This window comes from Streptomyces sp. NPDC107550 (assembly GCF_055639095.1).
In genome coordinates this window covers 92787-115499 of the sequence record NZ_JBVKBC010000002.1, presented here as the reverse complement: position 1 = coordinate 115499, position 22713 = coordinate 92787, and the positions used below count along the sequence as shown (strand labels likewise).

Below are 22713 nucleotides of genomic sequence, written 5' to 3'. Positions count from 1 at the left end.
CAGATATGGTCGCCGGTTCCCTTCCGGTCTACTGGAACGTGTTCTACCGTGCGCCGCATGGGCATCGCCATCACGCAGGAACAGCGGGAACTCGCGGACGCCGTGCGCGGCTGGATCGCGCGCGCCATGCCGCCCGACAAGGTGCGGGACCTCCTCGACACCCCCGACCCCGGCCCCCGGCCCCCGTACTGGGACGGCCTCGCCGCGCAGGGCCTGCTCGGCGTCCACCTGCCCGAGCGGTACGGCGGCGGGGGCGGGACCCTGCTCGACCTCGCCGTGGTCGCCGAGGCCGCCGGGCGGGCGGCGCTGCCCGGACCGTTCCTCGCCTCCGTCCTCGCCGCCGCCGTCGTCCGCGAGGCGCTGCGCGCGAACGAGGACGAGGGCGAACTCGGCTTCCTGCTGCGGGCGTTGGCTTCCGGCGAGCGGATCGGCGCCGTCGCCTTCGGCCCCGGTACGCTCACCGCCGTCACCGGCGCCGACGGGCTCGTCCTCGACGGCACCGCCCCGCCCGTGCTCGGCGGCCCCGGCGCCGACGTGCTCCTCCTCGCAGCCGAGAGCGCCGGCGCGCTCATGTGGGCCGCCGTCGACGCGGACACCCCCGGCCTCACCGTCCGCGCCCACGACAGCGCCGACCCGACGCGCCCCACCGCCGAGGTGACCGCGTCCGCCGCCGTCGTCCCCGCCGCCCGCACCCTGCCCGTGGACGGCGACCTCGTCCGCGACCTCGCCCGCGTCCTGCTCGCCGCCGACGCCTGCGGCACCGCCGCCTGGGCACTCGACACCGCCGCCCAACACGCCAAGGTCCGCGAACAGTTCGGGCGGCCCATCGGGCAGTTCCAGGGCGTCAAACACCTCTGCGCCGACATGCTCGTACGGGTCGAAGCCGCCGCCGCGCTGGCCTGGGACGCGGCCCGCGCCCTCGACGAGGACGGCCGGGCGCGGGAGCGGGCACCCCGTAAGACCGGCGGGGCCGACGCCCGGGGGCTCGTCGCCGCGCTCGCCGCGGGCAGCGCCCTCGACACCGCGTACGACTGCGCCAAGGACTGCATCCAGATCCTCGGCGGCACCGGCTTCACCTGGGAACACGACGCCCACCTCTATCTGCGCCGCGCCGTCGTCGCCCGCCAGCTCCTCGGCGCGGGCGACGCCCACCGGCTGCGCGCCGTCCGGCTCGCCGAGTCCGGCGCCCGCCGCGAACTGCGGCTCGCCCTGCCGCCCGAAGCCGACGCCCACCGCGCGGGCGCCCGCGCCGCCCTCGCGCCCGCCCGCGGCCTCGACCCCGGCGCCGCCCGGCGCGCCCTCGCCCCCACCGGTTACGCCGCCCCGCACCTGCCGCCCCCGTACGGGCTCGGCGCCGGGCCCGTCCAACAGCTCGCCGTGCAGGAGGAACTGGCCCGCGCCGGCATCCGCCTCAGCGACCTCGGCATCGCCACCTGGGTCGTCCCCTCCCTCCTCACGTACGGCACCCCCGAGCAGCGCGACCGCTATCTGCCCGCGACCCTGCGCGGTGACCTCGCCTGGTGCCAGCTGTTCTCCGAACCCGGCGCCGGGTCCGACCTCGCCGCACTGCGCACCCGCGCCGAACGCACCGACGACGGGCGCTGGCGCGTCAACGGCCAGAAGGTGTGGACCAGCGCCGCCCAGTGGGCCGACCACGGCATCCTGCTCGCCCGCACCGACCCCGCCGCGCCCAAGCACCAGGGGCTGACCTACTTCGTCGTCGACATGAAGCACACCCCCGGCATCGACATCCGCCCGCTGCGCGAGATCACCGGGGACTCCCTCTTCAACGAGGTCTACTTCGACGACGTACTGCTGCCCGCCGACGCGGTCGTCGGTGCCGTGAACGACGGGTGGCGCGTCGCCCGCCATACGCTCGGCAACGAACGCGTGCACATGGCCGACCAGTTGACCTTCGACACCGGGCTCGAAGCGCTGCTCGCTCGCGCGGGGGAACTCGACGGGGCGTACCGGGCGCGGATCGGGGCGCTCGTGGCGGAGGCGCATGCGCTCGGCTGTATCGGGTTGCGTACGACGATGAGTCAGGTCGCCGGGGAGGAGCCCGGGGCGGGGGCCTCCGTCCGCAAGCTCGTGCAGACGCCGCATCAGCAGCGGGTGGCTGAGCTTGCCCTCGAACTCCTTGGTCCCGAAGGGGCGTTGCGGGAGGGCGTGGGGCGGGGGGCTCTGCACGGTTTCCTCATGTCCCGGTGCCTGACGATCGCCGGCGGCACGACCCAGGTCCAGCGCAATGTCGTCGCCGAGCGCCTGCTTGGGCTTCCGCGGGATTAAGGGGGCGGGCTGATGAGTGCGGGCCAGCTCATGGCGGGGGTTGCGCAGTTCCCCGCGCCCCTGGGTTGTCGGTTGTCTGCGGGTGGGTGGGGCTTCTCGCGCAGTTCCCCGCGCCCCTGAAGCATGCACTTCGTGCAGCTTCCCCTTGGGGAAGCGGGGCTCCGCCCCAGCTTCCCGGCGGGGGCGGGCGACGAAGTCGCCCCTCCCGCTTCCCCCAGGGGGGAGGTGGCGACGCAGTCGCCCCTCCAGGGGCGCGGGGAACTGCGCGCTCAGCCACGACGCGAGTCGAGGTCGAAGGATCTGCCCGATGGGGCTGTCGCCCAGGGGCGCGGGGAACTGCGCGGGCAGCCCACCGCCGGCCGGAGGATGACCACGTACCGTCACGCACGTGGAGCTGAAACACCTCACCGGATTCGTCGCCGTCGCAGAAGAACTGCACTTCGGCCGCGCAGCAGAACGCCTGCACATCGCCCAGTCCCCCCTCAGCCAGCAGATCAGACTGCTGGAACGCGACCTGGGCGTAAAACTGTTCGACCGAACGACCCGCACCGTCCGCCTGACCCCCGCCGGCCAGGCCCTCGTGGAGCCCGCCCGCCGCCTCCTCGCCGACGCCTCAGCCGTGCGCCGCACAGTCCGCGCCGCCCACCTCGGCGAGGTCGGCCGCGTCATCGTCGGTTTCGCGGGCGCCAGCAGTTACTCCGCCCTGCCGCTGCTGACCCGCGCGGTCACCTCCCGGCTGCCCGGCATCGAACTCGTCCTTGAGGGCCAGACCTACACCGGCGAGGGCCTGCGCCGGCTCACCGAGGGCACCCTCGACGTCGGCTTCGTCGCGCTCCCCGTCCGGCGCGGCACCACCGCCCGCGTCGTCCGCATGGAACACCTCGTGCTGGCCCTGCCCGACAGCCACCCTCTCGCCGCCCAGGACGAGGTACACGTACGGGAGTTGGCGGGGGAGCCCATCGTCACGTTCCCGCTCGCCCGCGAGTCGGCGGTGCGCGAGGCGATGGTGCAGGCGTGCCACGACGCCGGGTTCGCGCCCCGCATCGCGCAGGAGGCCCCGGACTCGTACAACATGCTGGCGCTCGTCGGGGCCGGTGTCGGGGTCGCCGTCGTCGTCGAGTCGGCGCGCAACATCCATCTGGAGCACGTCGTGTTCCGCCCGCTCACCGGCGACGGCGTGCCCGTGCTGCCCATCGCCCTCGCCTGGCGCACCGGCAACCGTTCCGCCGCCCTGCGCGCCGTACTCGACGTGGCCGAGGAAGTCCTGCCGACCCCGCCCGACGCTCCCGACCCCGGCGAATGACCGGCGATTGAGACGGCTGACGTCTCAATCACGGCCGGAATCGGTCTTGGACAGCACCTAATGGGCCGGGGCAGAGTGAAGCGCATGGTCATGGACAGCAGCAGCCCCGCCCCGCTGGCCGGAACGAGGGTCGTCGACCTCTCCAAGATCCTCGCCGGCCCGTACGTCACCATGTCCCTCGCGGACCTCGGCGCCGACGTCATCAAGGTCGAGCACCCCGAGGGCGGCGACCCGACCCGCGCCTGGGGCCCGCCCTTCGACGGCGACGACGCGACCTACTACCTGGCCGCCAACCGCAACAAGCGCTCCGTGACCCTCGACCTGAAGTCCCCGGCCGGCCAGGACGCCGTGCACCGGATGCTCGCCGACGCCGACGTCCTCGTGGAGAACTTCCGCCCCGGCTCCTCCCTCGCCCGCCTCTTCGACCCCCGCGAGCTGACCGCCCGCTACCCGCGCCTCGTCACCCTGCACATCTCCGCGTTCGGCGACACCGGCCCGCTGCGCGACGAACCCGGCTACGACATGGTCGCCCAGGCCAGCGCCGGCCTCATGTCCCTGACCGGCGAACCGGACGGCCCGCCCGTCAAGGCCGGGTACGCGATGGGCGACCTCGGCGCCGCCCTGTTCGGCCTGGTCGGCGTCGTCGCCGCCCTCGTGGAGCGCGCCCGCACTGGACGCGGCCAGTGCGTCACCACGTCCCTGTACGAGTCCCAGCTCGCCCTGCACGTCAACTGGGCCACCGGCCACTTCGCCACCGGCGAGCGCCCCGCCCGCCTCGGCTCGGGCCACCCGAGCCTCGTCCCGTACCAGGCGTACCCGGCGGCCGACGGGCACTTCGTGATCGCCGTCGGCAACGACGCCCTGTTCCGGCGGCTCGCCGGCGCCCTCGGCCACCCCGAGTGGGCCGACGACCCCCGCTTCACCGCCAACCGCGACCGCGTCCGCCACCGCGACGCCCTCAACGCCAAACTCTCCGCCGTCCTCGTCGACGCGCCCGTCGCCCACTGGATCGCCCTGCTCAAGCCGCTCGGCGTGCCCGTCGCCGCGATCCGCTCCCTGGACGAGGTCTACGCCTGCCCCCAGACCGAGGCGCTCGGCATGGTCGCCTCCGTCGCACGCCCCGGCGCCGCCCCGCTGCGCCAGGTCGCGTTCCCCGTCACCTTCGACGGGCGGCGCCCGGCCGTACGCAGCGCGCCCCCGGGCCTCGGCGCGCACAGCCGCGAGATCCTGGCCGAACTCGGGTACGGGGAGGAGGAGACGGCCCGCCTCCTGACCGCCCCGCCCGCCCCGGCCTCGACGTAACCACATCCGCCCCCGCATCCGACACGTACCCGTACCTGTACCTGTACGCGCACCCGCACCCGCACCCGAACCCGAACCCGCACCCGCACCCGCAAGGAGCCTGACACCGATGCCGTTCCCCGCTCTCGACCCGACCGACCCGCTGGGCCTCGAAGCGCTGCTGAGCGACGAGGAGCGTGCCGTGCGCGACACGGTCCGCCAGTACCTCGACGACAAGGTCGAGCCGCACATCGCCGACTGGTTCGAGCGCGGCGAACTCCCCGCCCTCGCCGAACTCGCACGCGACTTCGGCAAGATGGGCCTGCTCGGCATGCACCTCGACGGCTACGGCTGCGCCGGCATGTCCGCCCGCGCCTACGGTGTCGCCTGCCGTGAACTGGAGGCCACGGACTCCGGGCTGCGCTCGTTCGTCTCGGTGCAGGGCTCGCTCGCCATGTTCGCCCTCCACCGGTTCGGCTCCGAGGAGCAGAAGCAGGAGTGGCTGCCGCGCATGGCGGCCGGCGAGGCCATCGGCTGCTTCGGCCTGACCGAGCCCGACCACGGCTCCGACCCCGCGTCCATGACGACCCGGGCCCGCCGCGACGGCTCCGACTGGATCCTCGACGGCCGCAAGATGTGGATCACCAACGGTTCCGTCGCCGCCGTCGCCGTCGTATGGGCGCAGACCGACGAGGGCGTACGCGGCTTCGTCGTACCGACCGACACGCCCGGCTTCTCGGCGCCCGTCATCAAGCACAAGATGTCGCTGCGCGCGTCGGTCACCAGCGAACTCGTCCTGGACGGCGTGCGGTTGCCCGGCGCGGCGCTGCTGCCGGGCGCGCGGGGCGTCGGCGCGCCGCTGACCTGTCTGAACGAGGCGCGGTACGGGATCGTGTGGGGCGTCACCGGCGCGGCGCGCTCCGCGTGGCAGGCGGCCCGTGACTACGCCCTCGCGCGGGAGCAGTTCGGCAAGCCGATCGCCGCGTTCCAGCTCACGCAGGCCAAGCTCGTGGACATGGCGCTCGAACTGCACAAGGCGACCCTGACCGCGCTGCACCTGTCCGCGCTGAAGGACTCCGACGCCGGGGTGCACCCCGCGCAGATCAGCTTCGGCAAGCTCAACAACGTGCGCGAGGCCATCGAGATCTGCCGCACCGCCCGCACGATCCTCGGGGCGAACGGGATCTCCCTGGAGTACCCGGTCATCCGGCACGCCAACAACCTGGAGTCCGTCCTCACGTACGAGGGCACGTCCGAGATGCACACGCTCGCGCTCGGTCAGGCACTCACCGGGCACGCGGCCTTCCGTTAGCCGCCGCGCCCTGCCACTATCTGACGGTCCGTCAGGTCGGGTAGTGGCAGGAGGGCGTGAGCCATGAAGTCGTACATCGCCGGTGTCGGCATGACCAAGTTCGAGAAGCCCGAGAGCCGCGACTGGCAGTACTGGGACATGGTCGAGGAGGCCGGCACCGCCGCGCTCGCCGACGCGGGCCTCGCCTACGAGGATGTCGAACAGGCCGCCGTCGGCTACTGCTTCCAGCCGTCCACGGCGGGCCAACGGGCCGTCTACCAGCTCGGGTTGACCGGTATCCCCGTCTACAACGTCAACAACAACTGCGCCACCGGCTCCACCGCGCTCATGATGGCCCGGCAGTTCGTCGACGGTGGCGCGGCCGACTGCGTGCTCGCGGTCGGCTTCGAGAAGATGAAGAAGGGCGCGCTCGGCGGGGGCGCGGACGCCGGGGGCGACTTCGCGGCCTCGCCCGTCGCCCGGCACTACGGGATCATGGCCGCCCGGCACGGTTTCGAGATGACCCCGCCCACCGCCCAGATCTTCGGCGACGCCGCCCGCGAGCACATGGAGAAGTACGGCACGACCGAGGCGCAGCTCGCCGCCGTCGCCGCGAAGAACCACCGGCACTCGGTGGCCAACCCGTACGCCCAGTTCCAGGACGCCTACACCGTCGAGGAGATCCTCGCCGCGCGGACCGTCCACAGCCCCCTCACCAAACTCCAGTGCTCGCCCACGTCGGACGGCGCCGCCGCGGCCCTCGTCGTCTCCGAACGGTTCGCCGAGCGGCGGGGGCTTCGGGAACGCGCCGTCGAGATCGTCGCGCAGACGATGACGACGGACACGGGGGAGTCCTTCGCGTCCGGGTCCTGCGTCGACGTCGTCGGGCAGCCGATGTCGCGGGGTGCGGCGCGGCGGGCGTACGAGGCGGCCGGGCTCGGCATCGACGACGTGGACGTCATCGAGCTGCACGACTGCTTCTCCGTCAATGAGTTGCTGACGTACGAGGCGCTCGGGATGTGCGGGGAGGGGGAGAGCGGGCGGCTCGTCGAATCCGGGGGGACGACGTACGGCGGGCGGTGGGTCGTCAATCCGTCCGGGGGGCTGATCTCCAAGGGGCATCCGCTGGGGGCGACGGGGGTGGCGCAGGTCGCGGAGCTGACGTGGCAGCTTCGGGGCTCCGCCGGCGGGCGTCAGGTGTCCGGGGCGCGGGTCGCTCTGGCCCACAACATCGGCCTCGGCGGCGCGGCGGTCGTCACGATCCTGAGGAAGTGACGGTGAGGTGAGCCGTCCGGCGCGGGCCGGTTGTACCCCGGGTTGATTGCGCAGTTCCCCGCGCCCCTGGGGAGCTCTCTGGCGGAGGCCGCTTGGACCTCGGCGCCACCGGGTGGGTGGTTCTGCCGGTGGGGCTCCTCGACTCTCGTCGTGGCTGGTCGCGCAGTTCCCCGCGCCCCTGGAGGGGCGACTGCGTCGCCACCTCCCCCCTGGGGCAGCGGGAGGGGCGACTTCGTCGCCGCCCCCGCCGGGAAGCTGGGGCGGAGTCCCGCTTCCTCCAAGGGGAAGCTGCACGCAGTGCATGCTTCAGGGGCGCGGGGAACTGCGCGACCAGCCCCCACCGGGCCGCAGGTGAGGAGGCACGGGTGTGTCCCGATAGGGGCGCGGGGAACTGCACGGGAGGCACTGGTCGCGGCACCGGTGATGGGCGGGTCAAGGGCGCGGTCAGCGCTTACTCTCGGGGCGTGAACGAGATGCCAGAAACCGCGCGCCCCCGCAAAGCCATCCGCGTCCTGCTCGCAGAAGACCAGGGCATGATGCGCGGCGCCCTGGCCCTGCTCCTGAACCTGGAACCCGACCTGGAGGTCGTCGCCCAGGTGGCGACCGGCGACGCCATCGTCCCGAAGGCCCTGGAGTGCCGCCCCGACGTAGCACTCCTGGACATCGAACTCCCCGCCCGCAGCGGCCTGGACGCCGCCGCCGACCTGCGCGAGGAGGTCCCGGAGTGCCGGGTGCTGATCCTGACGACGTTCGGCCGGCCAGGCTATCTGCGGCGGGCGATGGAGGCGGGAGCCGCCGGCTTCCTCGTGAAGGACGGCCCGGTGGAGGACCTCGCCGACGCCATCCGCAAGGTGCTCCGCGGAGAGACGGTCGTCGACCCCGCGCTCGCCGCCGCCGCGCTGTCCGCGGGCCCGAGCCCGCTCACGGCCCGCGAGGCGGACGCCCTGCGCGCGTCGGCGGACGGCGCCACGATCGCCGACATCGCGGGCCGCCTGCACCTCTCCGAGTCGACGGTACGCAACTACCTGTCCTCCGCGATCGGCAAGACCGGCACCCGCAACCGCACCGAGGCGATGCGGGCCGCCCGCCGGCAGGGCTGGCTGTGAGAGCCGCCCGCGCTCACACCTCCGTACGGTGACGGCGGCGCGGCATCCACAGCAGCAGCACCAGCACCGCCGCCACCAGGATCCCCGCGCCGACCTGGAAGGCCGCCGCGTAACCGCGCGTCAGCGCCTCCGGTGACGCGGAGCCGTCCGAGCGGCCGGCGGCGACCGTCGACAGGATGGACAGGCCGAGCGCGCCGCCCAGCGTGCGGGACGTGTTGATCAGGCCGGAGACGAGCCCCGCGTCCCGCGCCGCCGCGCCGGTCGTGGCGAGCGAGGCCAGCGGCGTCATGGCGAACCCGGCGCCCGCCATCATCAAGATCCCCGGCAGCATGATCGTCAGTACGTACGTGCCGTCGGCGGTCATCGTGGACTGCCACAGGAAGCCGACGGCGGTCAGCAGGACACCGCCCACCGCGACGTTCCGCCCGCCGAAGCGGGGCATCAGGCGCGGGGCGAGCTTGGAGCCGGCGACGACGGCGAGGGAGCTGGGCACGAGGGCGAGGCCGGCCTCGATGGGGGAGTAGCCGAGGACGTTCTGCGCGTACAGGGTCATGAAGAACCACATGGCGAAGCTGCCCATGCCGCACACGAACATCGCCGCGTTCGCCGCCGCCACCGACCGCACCCGGAACAGTGTCAGTGGCATCAGCGGCAGCCGCGTACGCGCCTCCACCGCGAGGAACCCGACGATCAGCGCCAGCGCCACACCCATCGGGACGAGCGTCGCGCTCGCGCCCCAGCCCGCGGCCTCCGTCTGCACGATGGCGTACGCGAGCATCGCCGTACCCGCCGTGACCAGCAGCGCGCCCGGCAGATCGAGGCGGCGCTCGCCCTCGGCGCGGGACTCGCGGATCCAGCGGGCGGCCGCGGCGAGGACGACGGCGCCGAGCGGGACGTTGATCAGGAGGACCCAGCGCCAGTTCAGGCCCTCGGTGAGGACGCCGCCGACGAGGCCGCCCGCCGCGCCGCCGCCCGCGCCGACCGCGGTCCAGGTGGCGATGGCGCGGGCCCGCGCGGGGCCCTCAGGGACGGCCGAGGTGAGGATCGTCAGCGTGGACGGCGCGAGGACGGCGGCGCCGAGGCCCTGCACGGCGCGGGCCGCGAGCAACTGCCAGTCGGCCTGCGCGAGCCCGCCCGCGAGCGAGGCCAGCGTGAACAGGCCGAGGCCCACCAGGAACATCCGTTTGCGGCCGAAGAGGTCACCGGCCCTGCCGCCCAGCAGCATGAAACCGGCGAACGCGATCGAGTACGCGTTCACCACCCACTGCAGGCCCGACGCGCTCAGGCCCAGGTCGGCGCGCATGGAGGGCAGCGCGACGTTCACGACGGAGACGTCGAGGACCACGAGGAACTGGCCCGCGCAGGCCACGGCCACGATCAGCCAGGCGGGCGGGGTGGGGGTGGGGCGGGCGGGGCGTATCGCGGTGTCGGAAGCGGGGCTCGTCAGCGGCATACCTGTCATGGTCGCAGACCCCCACCACCCCGTACATCCGAATATGGCCGCGACACCCGATACACCCCGAGTCCTAGGTCTCTGTCCTCCCCTATAATCGCTTGCCCACGCGCGCGCCCCGGCCCAGACTCCGCCCATGGCCACGACACCTTCCTCTCCTTCCACGCCCACGCCGTTCGCCGTCAAGCCCGTGCTGACGGGGGAGCTGGCCGTGCTGCGGCCGTTCACGGAGGCGGACGCGGAGGTCATGGCGGGGATCATCGACGAGCCGGAGGTACGGAGGTTCACCGGCGGGGCGGCGTTCACCGCCGAGCAGTTGCGCGCCTGGTACGGGTCGCGCTCCGCGCAGGCGGACCGGCTCGATCTCGGGGTGACGGTCCGCGAGACCGGGGAACTCGTCGGCGAGGTCGTCCTCAACGAGTGGGAGCCCGAGCACCGGCGGGTCACGTTCCGTACGTTGATCGGGGCTCGGGGGCGGGGGCGGGGCATCGGTACGGAAGCGGTACGGATGATCACGGAGTACGCGTTCTCGGGGCTCGGGCTGCACCGGGTGCAGTTGCAGGTGTACGCGGACAATGTGCGGGCGCGGCGGGTGTATGAGAAAGCGGGGTTCGTGGTGGAGGGGGTTCGGCGGGAGTCGGAGCGGTGGGGAGACTCCTGGCGGGACGAAGTCCTCATGGCCCGCCTCGCCCCCACGGAACGCCTTTAGCTGCCGCTGCCCCTTGGGGTTGTCGGTTGCCTTTCACCCGGTGCCGGGCTGATTGCGCAGTTCCCCGCGCCCCTGTCGGGGCGCTGCCCCTGGGGGTCGTCATTCGTCTTTCGCCGGGTGGTGGGCTGGTCGCGCAGTTCCCCGCGCCTCTGGAGGGGCGACTGCGTCGCCACCTCCACCCCTGGGGAGCTGGGGCGAAGCCCCGCTCACTCAGGGGCGCGGGGAACTGCGCGACGTTCAGGGCAGCGGGCCTCACCCGGAGAACTCCTCAGGGGCGCGGGGAACTGCGCGAGCAACCACGGCGAGAGGTGAGGGGAGCGATCACGGAGGGGCCCGCTCACTCAGGGGCACGGGGAACTGCGCGGACCGTAGTCGGCGCCGGGGCGGGGGCCGTGGGGAGTTCGGCCTGGACTGTGAAGCCGCCTTGGGGGGTCGGGCCCGCCGTCAACGAGCCGGATGCCGCCGCCAAGCGCTCCCTGAGGCCCTTCAGCCCCGTACCCCCAGACCCCGTACCCCCGGAAGGGCCCCCGTCGTCCTCCACCCGGAGCACCACCCGCTCGGCCCCGCCCCGCAGGGAGATCACGCACCGCGTCGCAGACCCCCCGTGGCGGACCACGTTCGTGACCGCCTCCCGGACGACCCAGCCGAGCAGCGCCTCCGTCTGCGCGGACAGCGGCGGCCCCGACCGCCGCACCACGGGCTCCACGCCGGCGGCGGTCAGCGCGGAACGGGCCCGGTCCAGCTCCGTGTCGAGGCTGCCCTCCCGGTACCCGGTGACCGCCTCACGGATCTCGGTGAGCGCCTGCCGCCCCACCGCCTCGATATCGGACACCTGCTCCAGCGCCGCGTCCATGCTGCGCGGGGCGAGCCGCCGCGCCGCCTCCGACTTCACGACGATCACCGACAGCGTGTGCCCGAGCAGGTCATGCAGGTCGCGGGAGAACCGCAGCCGTTCCTTCTCGACCGCGCGCCGCGCCAACTCCTCGCGGGCGTCCCGCAGTTCCCGTACCGCCTCGGACAGCGAGAGGATCGCCGCCGTCACCATCGTGGACAGGAACGTGCCGTACGCGACCCCGATCGCGTCCCAGCCGTCGCGCAGCCCCGCCACCACCCCCGCGAGCACGGTCAGCGACAGACCGACCTTGCCGAGGTACGGGCCCCGCGCCACCGCCCCGACCGCCAGCCCCAGCAGCGGGAAGAACGCCATCCAGCTCCCCCCGTACCCGCCCGCGAGCCCGCACGTGAGCAGCGTCATCACGACGACCGCCCCGCGCGTGGACCGCGCGTTCCGCGCCTTTTTGTCGAAGGCGCGGAACACCACATAGATATAGAGGGAGTTGAAGGTCAGCAGGCCCGCCGCGCCGATCCACGGGTTGCCGCCCTTGCCCTGGATCACGTTGGACAGCGCGCCGAGGCCCATCAACAGCCAGGGCAGCAGCGCGAACCCGCTGGGCGGCGGCCCCAGTTCTTCGGCGGGGCGGCCGTGCTCGCCGCGCGCCCGCCGCTCGGCCTTGACCCGCTCGTGCTCCGCCTTCCACCGCCGACGGGCGTCCCGCCACGCGTCCACCCGGCACCTCACGCCGTTCCACCAGGACATGGTCCGTCTCGCTCTCGTCAGATGGTCCGCGCGGCCTTGCGGTAGGAGATCACGGCGTACGAGCCGAAGACCAGCGACCAGGCCAGGATGACGCCCACCGAGGTGAGCGAGGGCGCGTGACCGTCCGCGACGGCCGTGCCGAGCTGCGCGAACCGGTTGGTCGGCGTCAGCGACGACACCCGCTGGAGCCAGTGCGGGAACAGCGCCACCGGGAACCACAGGCCGCCGAGGACCGCGAGCCCGAGGTAGCCGAGCATGTTGATGCCGCCCATGGCCTGCGAGGTCATGCGGTAGCCGTTGCCGAGGCCGAGCATCGTGAAGGGCAGCGAGCCGAGCCACAGCAGCACCGCGATCACCGGCCACTTCCACGCGTCCATCCGTACGCCGTTGACGAGCGCCCCCGCGAGCATCACCGTGAGCACCGCGGGCAGCACCGTCACCGCCCCCGTCAGCGCCCGCCCCACGACCCCGGCCGCCGCCGACATCGGCGTGATCCGCAACTGCCGCAGCCAGCCGATCGCCCGGTCCTCCGCGACCCCGCCCGCCGTGTTGAGGGCGGCGCCCAGCGCCCCGTACGCCGCCATGCCGATCATGGACGCGGTCTTGAACTGCCCGCTGACGTCACCGAGGTTGGTGAACAGCAGGTACATCAGGACCGGCATCGCCACCGCGCCGAAGATGAACCGCGCGTCGCGCAGCGTCCGGCGCACTTCGAGCCGCAGGTAGTCCCACATCACACACGCTCCAGGTCGCGGGGGTCCGCGGTCAGCGCCATGAAGGCGTCGTCGAGGGAGGCCGGGTGGACCTCCAGATTCCGTACGGCGTCCAGGGCGGCCAGCGCCATGACCGTCGCGTCCGCGTCACGCGAGCGCAGGTGGGCGCGGTCGCCCCGCACCTCCGCGGACTCCACGCCGGGCAGCAGGGACAGCCCGTCCGTGGGCCGGCCCGCGAGGTCGAAGGAGACGTGGTGGCCGCCCGCGGCGCGGCGCAGCTCCTCGCCCGTGCCGTCGGCGACGACCGACCCGTGGTCGATCACCACGATCCGGTCGGCGTGCGCGTCGGCCTCCTCCAGATAGTGCGTGGAGAACAGCACGGTGTGCCCGCGCCGCGCGTAACCGCGCATCGACGCCCAGAACGCGTGCCGCGCCTCCACGTCGAGCGCCGCCGTCGGCTCGTCCAGCACGATCAGGTCCGGGTCGCCGGCGAGCGCCACCGCGAACCGCACCCGCTGCGTCTGGCCGCCGGACAGCTTGTCCACGCGCCGCCCGGCCAGCTCCTCGATGCCCGCGAGCCGCAGCGCCTCCCGCACGTCCATCGGGGCGGGGTAGCGGCGGGCCACGAAGCCGACCAGTTCGGCGACGGTCACCCGGGGCACCGCGCGCCCCTCCTGGAGCATCGCGCCGACCCGGCCCGCGCGCACCGCCGCCTGCGGCCGCGTACCGAAGAGTTCGACCCGGCCCTCGGTCGGCTCGTCCAGGCCGAGGAGCAGGGAGATGGTGGTGGACTTGCCCGCGCCGTTACGGCCGAGCAGCGCCACGGTCTCGCCGGGCGCGATGGTCAGATCCAGGCCGTTGACCGCCCTGACCTGCCCGAACGTCTTGACCGCCCCCGTGAAGGAGACGGCCGGCGCGGTCGTGCCGGGGTCGTCGCCCGCTGTCTTCGTCGTCATGACCACGACGCTACGGGCGGGGGAGGGGCCGGCGGCAGATGCGCTTGTCCGGTCCTGCGCAGGACAAATGTCATGGCCGGGCGGCGGTACGGCGGAGGCTTTCTGACGTACCGTCAGGAAACCCGGTCGCGGCCCTTCCCAAGCCGACCGTGCTTGGCTATACATGGACGACGCCGGACGGAATGGAACAGGTTCTAGAACCGGCCCACGGACGACCTCGGCGCGACCGACGGTGCGGACGGCCGCGCCGAGGTCTTGATCAGCCCTAGGAGCGTTTGCGCCCATGCCCATCGACGCAGCGAAGGCCACAGCCGCCGAGCCCCGGTCCGCCGAGATCACCTGGGACCACAAGGACGTCCAGCTCTACCACCTGGGCCTCGGCGCCGGCACCCCCGCCACCGACCCCGACGAACTGCGCTACACCCTGGAGTCCAAGCTCCACGTCCTGCCCAGCTTCGCCACCGTCGCGGGCGCCGGCATGGGCGTCGTCGGCGGCCTCTCCGCCCCCGGCATCGACGTGAACCTCGCGCACGTCCTGCACGGCGGCCAGAGCATCGAACTGCACCGCCCGATCCCCGTGTCCGGCAGCGCCACCAGCACCTCCCGGGTCGCCGCCGTCTACGACAAGACCAAGGCCGCCGTCCTCGTCCTGCGCACCGAAGTCGCCGACGCCGAGGGCCCGTTGTGGACGAGCGACGCGCAGATCTTCGTACGGGGAGAGGGTGGCTTCGGCGGTGAACGCGGGCCGTCCGAACGGCTGGAGGTGCCCGGCCGCGACCCCGACAGGACCGTCGACCGGGTCATCCGCGAGGACCAGGCGCTCCTGTACCGGCTCTCCGGCGACTGGAACCCGCTGCACGCCGACCCCGAGTTCGCCAAGCTCGCCGGGTTCGACCGGCCCATCCTGCACGGCCTGTGCAGTTACGGCATGACCCTCAAGGCCGTCGCGGACACCCTCCTCGACGGTGACGTCTCCCGCGTCACCCGCTACAGCACGCGTTTCGCGGGCGTCGTCTTCCCCGGCGAGACCCTGCGCGTACGCATGTGGCGGCTGGAGCCGGGGCGGGTGCAGGTGACCGTCAGTGCCGTGGAGCGCGAGGAGGCGCCGGTCCTCGCGGACACGGTCGTCGACCACACCTGAGCCGCCTGCCGTCGTCGCCCCCCTTCTTGATCATCCGCTGACCTCCGCGAAGGAGCCGCACGCCATGCGAGCAGCCGTACTGCACGAGATAGGCCAGGACAAGCTGGAGGTGCTCGACGACGTCGAGGCGGTCGGCTTCGGCCCCGGCAAGGTCCGCATCCGCGTCCGCGCCACGGGCCTGTGCCACTCCGATGTCTCCGCGATGAGCGGGGTGCTGCCGCAGCCCGCGCCGTTCGTCCCCGGCCACGAGGGCTCCGGCGAGATCCTCGAAGTGGGCGACGGCGTCACGGGCCTGACGGTCGGTCAGCGCGTGCTCGTGTGCTGGCTGCCCGCCTGCGGGACCTGCGCCGCCTGCAAGCGCGGGCAGACCCAGCTCTGCCTCGCCGGGTTCATGAACGCGGGCACGCCCAACTTCAAGCGGCCCGGCGGTGACGTCTTCGGCTTCGCGGGCACCGGTACGTTCACCGAGGAGGTCGTGGTGGACGCCGGGTGCGCGGTGCCGATCCCCGACGACGTGCCCTTCGACATCGCCGCGCTCATCGGCTGCGGCGTCACGACCGGGCTCGGCGCGGCCATCAACACAGCGGATGTGCAAGCGGGTTCGTCGGTCGCGGTCATCGGGTGCGGTGGGGTCGGCATCTCCGCGATCCAGGGCGCGCGGCTCAAGGGGGCGGCGCAGATCGTCGCCGTGGATCCGGTCGCCTCGCGGCGGGAGGCGGCGCTGCGGTTCGGGGCGACGGAGGCGGTGGGGCCCGACGGGCTCGCCGACGCCAAGCAGCGGGTCACCTCCGGTGAGGGGTTCGACTACGTCTTCGAGGTCGTCGGGAAGTCCGGTACGGCGCGTACGGCGTACGAGACGACCCGGCGCGGGGGGACGCTTGTCGTCGTCGGGGCGGGGGCGCTGGACGACTTCCTCCAGCTCAACATGTTCGAGCTGTTCTTCGACGAGAAGCGGATTCTTCCGTCCATGTACGGGGGTGGGGATGTGCTGCGGTCGTATGAGCGGGCGATCGCGCTCTGGCGGGCGGGGCGGATCGATCTGGCGTCGCTCATCACGCACCGGGTGTCTTTGGCCGACATCAACGAGGCGCTGGCCCAGATGAGGTCGGGCGCGGCCCTGAGAACCTGCGTCGAACTATGACACCACCGCTCCTCAATCGCCGGAGGGGCTGGATGTTGGCGGTGAGGCCAGCCCCCTGAGGGGCGCGGGGAACTGCGCGAGAAGCCCCACCGGGGCTGCACCCGAAGCACAACGTTCACGCACCCGGCGCTGGGGTGCCGCCTTGCCCACCCGTGCCGCCCCAGGCGGCAGACTGCCCAAGGCGGCGGGGCGCCTGAGAAGTGCCGGGGTTAGCAGCCCCGTAAGGGGCGCGGGGAACTGCGCGAGCGGCCACGACGAGACCCGCACCCGGCACACCCCCTGAAAACCAACCCCCCGATGGAAGGAGCCCCCTATGGAGGAGAAGCCGCTCAAGGGCCGGACGGCAGTCGTGACCGGCGCCGGACGAGGGCTGGGCCGGGCCGAAGCCCTGGAACTGGCCCGCCTCGGCGCGAACGTCATCGTCAACGACTACGGCCAGCCCACCCGAGACGGCACCGGCGCAGCCGACACCACCCCCGCCGAACAGGTCGCCGAGGAGATCAGGGAGGCAGGCGGCACCGCCACCGCCCACACCGGCGACGTAGCCGACCACGCGCAGGCCGAGCAGTTGATCGCCCTGGCGACAGACACGTACGGCGGGCTCGACGTCCTCGTCAACAACGCCGGCATCCTGCGCGACCGCATGATCTTCTCCATGACGGAGGACGAGTGGGACTCCGTCATCCGCGTCCACCTCAAGGGCCACTTCAACACCACGCACTGCGCGGCCCGCCACTGGCGCGAACGCGCGAAGGCGAGCGGCACCCCCGTCTACGGACGGATCGTCAACACGTCCTCCGAGGCGTTCCTCGCGGGCTCGGCCGGCCAGCCCAACTACGCGGCGGCGAAGGGCGGCATCGTCGGCCTCACCACCTCCACCGCGCTGGCCCTCGCCAAGTACGGCGTCACCGCCAACGTCATCTGCCCCCGGGCCCGTACCCGGATGACGGAGGACGTGTTCGCCGGGTTCGCCCAGCCGGACGAAGGACTCGACCCGCTCTCCCCGGAACACGTCGCCCCGCTTGTCGGCTATCTGGCCTCCCCGGCGGCGGCGCACATCAACGGACAGCTCCTCGTCGTCCACGGCGGCATGGTCGCCATCGTCGAACGTCCGCGAATTCAGGCGAAGTTCGACACATCCAAGGACCATTTCACGTACGATGAACTCGACGAGCTTCTTACCCCGCACTACAAGGGCCGTCCCGCGCACGAGACGTTCGCGGCGGCGGAGATCCTCGGGCTCAAGCACGACGGAGCCTGACCCACAGACGCCCGGTTGGTGGGCGAACACAGAAGGACCCGGCGACCGGGGGAAACCCCAAGTCGCCGGGTCCTTTTGGCTGTTCACGCCAGAGAGGTGCCTACTGCTCCTCGGCGCGAGGCCCACGGTGCCGGCCGCGCGGCTCCCGCTGCTCCTCCGGCGCGCTGGCCACGACCACCGCGCCCCTGTGCCGCCCGTGACCGGCGGCAGCGCGCTCGCGCTCCGCCGTGTCCGTGCCGCCGTTCGTCCCGTTGCTTCCCGTCATCGGAAAACTCACCCCGTAAACACGTACATGATCCTTCTCTTTCGCCGGGCGAGTCTAACGGCCCGCCCCGCGCCCGCCGAGGGGTGCCTGCCCCAGCGGCACCGGGCGCGGCGCGGCCGGCGCCTCCGGCTCGGCGGGCGGCTTCGGAGCGGGCTCCGCCGGCTCGGGCGCGGCCACCCGGGCGAGCGCGCACGGTGTCTGCGGGGTCACACAGGGCAGTGCCAGCACCCCGTCCCGCGACCAGAACCCGGCCCCCTCCAACCACCCGGCGGGCGCGGGCAGTTGATGCAGCCGCCCCTCCGAAGGGCGCCACAGCCCGACCCACGACGCCCCGCCCGTCGCGCTCCGCACCCGCAGCGCCACCGCGCAGCTCTCCGGCATCAGCGTCTGCCCCGGCTGCACGGCGAACGGCGTCAGCGCGCACCCCGCGAGCCGCAGCGCCTGCGGGAAGCGGAGCGGCAGCGTACTGTCGAGCACGCCCCAGCCGAGGCGCGGTTCACCCGGGCTCGGCGCGTCGGACGCGACCAGGATCAGGCCGCTGTCCCGGTCCGCGAGAAGCAGCCGGTCCTCGCTCTCCTCCGTGATCTGCAACAGCGGCGAGACCGCGCCGCCCCGGCCGAGATCGACCACCACGGTCTTCACCGGTCCGCCGCCCGCGGGCGCCCGGTCCAGGGCGAGCAGCCGCCCCGCGCCGTCCAGCCAGACCCCGCCCGAGCAGCGCCCCGGCACCTGCGCCACATGCTCGGGGCCGCACGAGCCGCCCGCCACCCGCCATACGCCCGTCGACGTGTCGCCCGGGGCGAGCGCGTACGCGCTGCGGCCGTCCGGCGCGGGCGGCAGCAGTGTCAGCTCACCGCACTCCACGGCGCCCAGCGGGACCTCGCCCGTGTCGGGGCCGGTCGGGTACAGCAGCGCGAACAGGTGCCGCCCGTCCGCGCGGCGCCGCACCAGGACCCGCCCGTCGGACAGCGGCAGCACCGGCGTACCGGGCTCCTCGGGCTGGTGGGCGGGGAGCGGCACCGCGTACGGCTCGGGTCCGTCCAGCGTCCAGCGCTCGGGGTACCAGGACCCGGGGTCCGACCCGTCGTGCGCGAGGCGCGCCGCGTAGGACGCGTCCGCCGTGATCACACAGGCGGGCAACGGCGGTTCTTCGGGCCGCGCCGCAGCGGCGGGCTCGGTGGCCAAGGCCGTCATGGGGATCTTCCACCTCCGCTTCTGTCCCCCCGAAGCTAGTTTTCGCACGTACCTCCGTGGCACAGCCCGCCCCCCGCTTCACACCAAAGGGTGGCCGTGGCCGGAAAGCGCTGAGCGGAACGTGTCGGGTGTGCTGCCGAGGCGGCGAGGGGCGGGGGAGTGCCGCTGGGGCGGACGTGACGGGAGAGGCCCGTCGGCGGGGGAGTCGCCCTGTGATGTTAGGTTTGCCTAACCAATCCTTGTGTGCCGGCTGTCACACCACCCCGGTGTGCCCGCCCGCGCGTACCGAAGCTGGAGCCCGCCGATGTCGCCACGCCACCGCACCCGCCTCGCGGCCGCCGCCACCACGGTGGCCGCCGCCCTCGCCCTCACCGCCTGCGGCTCGGGGTCGGGCGACGCGGGCGGCGGCGCCAAGACCGACAACGGCACCGGCTCCAAGTCCGTCGCCCAGGGCGGCGACGACTTCTCCAAGGCCGCCGAGGAGACGGCGAAGATGGGCACGAAGGCCGCCGACGGCACCTTCCCGCGCACCATCACGCACGCCATGGGCACCACCAAGCTGCCGAAGAAGCCGCAGCGCGTCGTCGTTCTCGACGTCGGCGAGCTGGACAACGTCGTCTCCCTCGGCGTCAAGCCCGTCGGCTGGGCCCCCACCGAGGGCGACGAGTCGCTGCCCTCGTACCTGAAGAAGGACGCGGGCCACCCGAAGAACGTGGGCACGATCAACGCCCTCAACATGGAGGCCATCGCGAACCTCCACCCCGACCTCATCCTCGGCAGCGAGCTGCGCGCGGCCAAGCTCTACCCGCAGCTCTCCAAGATCGCCCCCACCGTCTTCTCCATCCGCCCCGGCTTCACGTGGAAGGAGAACTACCTGCTCAACGCCTCCGCCCTCGACAAGAGCGCCGAGGCGAAGGCGAAGCTCGCCGCGTACGAGAAGGACGTCAAGCAGCTCGGCGCCGACGTGAAGAAGGCCCACGGCGGCAAGGCCCCCACCGTCACCATGCTCCGCTACCTGCCCGACCGCATCCGCCTGTACGCGAAGGCGTCCTTCATCGGCACCATCCTCGACGACGCCCGCATCCCGCGCCCCAAGAACCAGCAGGTCGACGACCTCGCCACCGAGATCAGCCCGGAGAAGATCGACGCCGCCGACGCCGACTGGATCTTCACCGGCGTCTACGGCGACGCCAAGAAGACCCAGCGCGCCGGCGCCGAGAGCAACCCGCTGTGGAAGAAGCTGCGCGCCGTCAAGGACGGGCACGCCAAGGACGTCCCCGACGAGACCTGGTACCTCGGCCTCGGCGTCACCGCCGCGAACGAGGTCCTGCACGATCTGCGCGCCGACCTCACCAAGTGACACCCGCCCCCGCTTCCTGGCCCACCCGGGCTTGGGGGCGGGGGCCCGCACGCAGGTAACCTGTCTGCGTGCCCCGCCTGTCTGAAGTCACCGCCGCGCTCGACGCCCTCTGGCCGCCCTCCCTCGCCGAGGGCTGGGACGCGGTCGGCACGGTCGCCGGGGACCCGGACGCCGAGGTCGGCCGGGTTCTGTTCGCTGTCGACCCGGTCCAGGAGATCGTCGACGAGGCGGTCCGGATCGGCGCCGACCTGCTCGTCACCCACCACCCGCTCTATCTGCGCGGGACGACGACCGTCGCGGCCTCCACCTTCAAGGGCCGCGCCGTGCACACGCTCATCAAGAACGACATCGCGCTGCACGTCGCCCACACCAACGCCGACAAGGCCGACCCCGGTGTCTCCGACGCCCTCGCCGGCGCCCTCGGCGTCCGCGTCGTACGCCCCCTCGTACCGGACGCGAGCGACCCGGCCGGGCGGCGCGGCCTCGGCCGGATCTGCGAGCTGGAGCACCCGCTGACCCTGCGCGACCTCGCCGACCGCGCCGCCCAGCGGCTGCCCGCCACCGCGCAGGGCATCCGCGTGGCCGGCGACCTCGACGCGACCGTCCGCACCCTCGCCGTCTCCGGCGGCAGCGGCGACAGCCTCTTCGCGGACGTCCGCGCGGCCGGCGTCGACGCGTTCCTCACCGCCGACCTGCGGCACCACCCGGCGAGCGAGGCCACCGAACAGAGCCCGCTCGCCCTCCTCGACGCCGCACACTGGGCCACCGAATGGCCCTGGTGCGAGCTGGCGGCCGCCCAGCTCGACGAGATCTCCGACCGCGAGGGATGGGACCTGCGGGTCCACGTCTCCCGTACGGTCACCGACCCCTGGACCGCCCACGCGGCGTCCGCCCCCGCACCCATGTCTACTTTTGGAGCCCCCAACTGAACGCCGCGCCCGCCGACCAGATCCGTCTTCTCGACGTCCAGGACCTGGACGTACGCCTCCAGCAGCTCGCGCACAAGAAGAAGTCGCTGCCCGAGCACGCCGAGATCGAGTCGCTGACCAAGGACCTCACGCAGCTCCGCGACCTGCACGTCGCCGCGACCACCGAGGAGAGCGACTGCGCCCGCGAGCAGACCAAGGCCGAGCAGGACGTCGACCAGGTCCGCCAGCGCGCCGCCCGCGACCAGCAGCGCCTGGACTCCGGCGCGGTCACCTCGCCCAAGGACCTGGAGAACCTTCAGAAGGAGATCGCCTCCCTCGCCAAGCGCCAGGGCGACCTCGAAGACGTCGTCCTCGAGGTCATGGAGCGCCGCGAGTCCGCCCAGGAGCGCGTCGGTGAGCTGGCCGAGCGCCTCGCCTCCGTCCAGGCCAAGATCGACGACGCGACCGCGCGCCGCGACGAGGCGGCCGGCACGCTCGACGCCGAGGCCGCCTCCGTCACCAAGGAGCGCGAGGTCGTCGCCGGGACCCTCCCCGCCGACCTGCTCAAGCTGTACGACAAGCTGCGCGCGCAGCAGGGCGGCATCGGCGCGGCCAAGCTGTACCAGCGCCGCTGCGACGGCTGCCGCCAGGAGCTCGCCATCACCGAGCTGAACGAGATCCGCTCCGCCGCCCCCGACACCGTCGTGCGCTGCGAGAACTGCCGCCGCATCCTCGTGCGCACCGCCGAGTCCGGGCTGTAGGCGGGGCCGGTACGGTGGCGCCCTCCGCCGCTACGCGGGCGGACACCGCGCCGCCGCCGGACCTCTCCGCCCCGGCGGCCTTCGTGCTGCTGCGGCACGGGGAGACCGCGCTGACGCCCGAACGCCGGTTCTCCGGGAGCGGCGGCGGCGACCCCGAGCTGTCCGAGCGCGGGCGGTGGCAGGCCGCCCGGGCCGCCGAGGCGCTGGCCGCGCTCGGCACGGTCGAGGCGGTCGTCACCTCACCGCTGCGCCGCTGCCGCGCCACCGCCGACACCGTCGCCGCCCGCCTCGGCCTCGGCGTCGCGGTGGACGACGGGCTGCGCGAGACGGACTTCGGCGCGTGGGAGGGCCTGACCTTCAAGGAGGTACGGGACCGCCACCCCGACGACATGAACGCCTGGCTCGCCGACCACGAGGCCGCCCCCACCGGCGGCGGCGAGAGCTTCGCGGCGGTCGCCGAGCGGGTCGCCGCCGCGCGCGACCGGCTCACCGCCGCGTATCGCGGCCGTACGGTGCTGCTGGTCAGCCATGTCACGCCGATCAAGACGCTGGTACGGCTGGCGCTCGGGGCGCCGCCGCGGGCGCTGTTCCAGATGGACCTGGCGGCGGCGTCGCTGTCGGCCGTGGCGTACTACGCCGACGGGAACGCGACGCTCCGCTTCCTCAACGAGACGGCTCATCTGCGCTGAGGGCCGCTGCCGGCGGGGGT

19 protein-coding genes and 1 pseudogene are annotated in these 22713 nt (G+C 73.2%); 14 read left to right on the top strand and 6 right to left on the bottom strand.

Annotated features, from left to right (window positions below):
• Positions 1 to 57: 57 nt before the first annotated feature.
• The 6 genes from ACZ7LY_RS03350 to ACZ7LY_RS03325 all read left to right on the top strand — a co-directional run bounded on the left by ACZ7LY_RS03350 (position 58) and on the right by ACZ7LY_RS03325 (position 8545).
• Positions 58 to 2289, top strand: coding sequence for an acyl-CoA dehydrogenase (locus ACZ7LY_RS03350; RefSeq protein WP_471622791.1), 2232 nt, complete (start codon positions 58 to 60; stop codon positions 2287 to 2289).
• Between the two features lie 388 nt (positions 2290 to 2677).
• A complete protein-coding gene (locus ACZ7LY_RS03345) occupies positions 2678 to 3592 on the top strand; it encodes a LysR family transcriptional regulator (RefSeq protein ID WP_471622790.1) in 915 nt (304 codons plus the stop codon).
• A 90-nt stretch (positions 3593 to 3682) separates the two neighbouring features.
• Positions 3683 to 4894, top strand: coding sequence for a CaiB/BaiF CoA transferase family protein (locus ACZ7LY_RS03340; protein ID WP_471622789.1), 1212 nt, complete (start codon positions 3683 to 3685; stop codon positions 4892 to 4894).
• A 109-nt stretch (positions 4895 to 5003) separates the two neighbouring features.
• The gene (locus ACZ7LY_RS03335; protein WP_471622788.1) at positions 5004 to 6185 is read left to right on the top strand and encodes an acyl-CoA dehydrogenase family protein; all 1182 of its coding nucleotides are present in this window, start codon (positions 5004 to 5006) and stop codon (positions 6183 to 6185) included.
• 63 nt (positions 6186 to 6248) lie between these two features.
• Positions 6249 to 7439, top strand: coding sequence for a lipid-transfer protein (locus tag ACZ7LY_RS03330; RefSeq protein WP_471622787.1), 1191 nt, complete (start codon positions 6249 to 6251; stop codon positions 7437 to 7439).
• 473 nt (positions 7440 to 7912) lie between these two features.
• Positions 7913 to 8545, top strand: coding sequence for a response regulator (locus tag ACZ7LY_RS03325; protein ID WP_471623123.1), 633 nt, complete (start codon positions 7913 to 7915; stop codon positions 8543 to 8545).
• Positions 8546 to 8558: 13 nt separating this feature from the next.
• Here ACZ7LY_RS03325 and ACZ7LY_RS03320 read toward each other — a convergent pair whose 3' ends face one another.
• Positions 8559 to 10007: an MFS transporter gene (locus ACZ7LY_RS03320; RefSeq protein WP_471622786.1), complete on the bottom strand. Its 1449-nt coding sequence runs from the start codon at positions 10005 to 10007 to the stop codon at positions 8559 to 8561.
• Between the two features lie 127 nt (positions 10008 to 10134).
• Between ACZ7LY_RS03320 and ACZ7LY_RS03315 the strand changes: the two genes are divergently transcribed.
• Entirely contained in the window at positions 10135 to 10707 is a 573-nt protein-coding gene (locus ACZ7LY_RS03315; RefSeq protein ID WP_471622785.1) for a GNAT family N-acetyltransferase, read from the top strand.
• A gap of 337 nt (positions 10708 to 11044) precedes the next feature.
• Here the strand turns inward: ACZ7LY_RS03315 and ACZ7LY_RS03310 are convergent, their stop codons facing one another.
• From ACZ7LY_RS03310 to ACZ7LY_RS03300, 3 genes are read right to left on the bottom strand one after another with little or no spacing between them, the layout of a single operon-like run.
• Positions 11045 to 12304 carry a sensor histidine kinase gene (locus tag ACZ7LY_RS03310; RefSeq protein WP_471622784.1) on the bottom strand — a complete coding sequence of 420 codons (1260 nt, stop codon included), beginning with the start codon at positions 12302 to 12304 and terminating at the stop codon, positions 11045 to 11047.
• Positions 12305 to 12321: 17 nt separating this feature from the next.
• Positions 12322 to 13038: an ABC transporter permease gene (locus ACZ7LY_RS03305; RefSeq protein WP_471623122.1), complete on the bottom strand. Its 717-nt coding sequence runs from the start codon at positions 13036 to 13038 to the stop codon at positions 12322 to 12324.
• The gene (locus ACZ7LY_RS03300) at positions 13038 to 13973 is read right to left on the bottom strand and encodes an ABC transporter ATP-binding protein (protein ID WP_471622783.1); all 936 of its coding nucleotides are present in this window, start codon (positions 13971 to 13973) and stop codon (positions 13038 to 13040) included. Before ACZ7LY_RS03300 ends, ACZ7LY_RS03305 begins: the two co-directional genes overlap by 1 nt.
• Before the next feature lie 283 nt (positions 13974 to 14256).
• On the opposite strand from ACZ7LY_RS03300, the gene ACZ7LY_RS03295 reads away from it, so the two are divergent.
• The 3 genes from ACZ7LY_RS03295 to ACZ7LY_RS03285 all read left to right on the top strand — a co-directional run bounded on the left by ACZ7LY_RS03295 (position 14257) and on the right by ACZ7LY_RS03285 (position 17516).
• The gene (locus ACZ7LY_RS03295; protein WP_471622782.1) at positions 14257 to 15114 is read left to right on the top strand and encodes a MaoC/PaaZ C-terminal domain-containing protein; all 858 of its coding nucleotides are present in this window, start codon (positions 14257 to 14259) and stop codon (positions 15112 to 15114) included.
• A gap of 64 nt (positions 15115 to 15178) precedes the next feature.
• Entirely contained in the window at positions 15179 to 16255 is a 1077-nt protein-coding gene (locus ACZ7LY_RS03290; protein WP_471622781.1) for a Zn-dependent alcohol dehydrogenase, read from the top strand.
• Between the two features lie 313 nt (positions 16256 to 16568).
• Positions 16569 to 17516 (top strand): 3-oxoacyl-ACP reductase, encoded by a 948-nt coding sequence (locus ACZ7LY_RS03285; protein ID WP_471622780.1) that lies wholly within the window; start codon positions 16569 to 16571, stop codon positions 17514 to 17516.
• Positions 17517 to 17616: 100 nt separating this feature from the next.
• Here ACZ7LY_RS03285 and ACZ7LY_RS03280 read toward each other — a convergent pair whose 3' ends face one another.
• Together ACZ7LY_RS03280 and ACZ7LY_RS03275 are read right to left on the bottom strand one after the other, a co-directional pair.
• A complete protein-coding gene (locus ACZ7LY_RS03280; protein ID WP_471622779.1) occupies positions 17617 to 17781 on the bottom strand; it encodes a hypothetical protein in 165 nt (54 codons plus the stop codon).
• Positions 17782 to 17835: 54 nt separating this feature from the next.
• Positions 17836 to 18975, bottom strand: a complete 1140-nt coding sequence (locus ACZ7LY_RS03275; RefSeq protein ID WP_471622778.1) for a hypothetical protein — start codon at positions 18973 to 18975, stop codon at positions 17836 to 17838.
• A 304-nt stretch (positions 18976 to 19279) separates the two neighbouring features.
• Here ACZ7LY_RS03275 and ACZ7LY_RS03270 point away from each other — a divergent pair, with 304 nt between their 5' ends.
• The 4 genes and pseudogenes from ACZ7LY_RS03270 to ACZ7LY_RS03255 form a co-directional block, all read left to right on the top strand.
• Positions 19280 to 20335 carry an ABC transporter substrate-binding protein gene (locus tag ACZ7LY_RS03270; protein WP_471622777.1) on the top strand — a complete coding sequence of 352 codons (1056 nt, stop codon included), beginning with the start codon at positions 19280 to 19282 and terminating at the stop codon, positions 20333 to 20335.
• A 68-nt stretch (positions 20336 to 20403) separates the two neighbouring features.
• The gene (locus ACZ7LY_RS03265; RefSeq protein WP_471622776.1) at positions 20404 to 21264 is read left to right on the top strand and encodes a Nif3-like dinuclear metal center hexameric protein; all 861 of its coding nucleotides are present in this window, start codon (positions 20404 to 20406) and stop codon (positions 21262 to 21264) included.
• Entirely contained in the window at positions 21261 to 22004 is a 744-nt protein-coding gene (locus ACZ7LY_RS03260) for a zinc ribbon domain-containing protein (RefSeq protein ID WP_471623121.1), read from the top strand. The genes ACZ7LY_RS03265 and ACZ7LY_RS03260 overlap by 4 nt, the downstream gene beginning before the upstream one ends.
• A gap of 53 nt (positions 22005 to 22057) precedes the next feature.
• Positions 22058 to 22693 (top strand): annotated as a pseudogene (locus ACZ7LY_RS03255) (histidine phosphatase family protein); the annotation flags it as partial.
• Positions 22694 to 22713 lie beyond the last annotated feature (20 nt).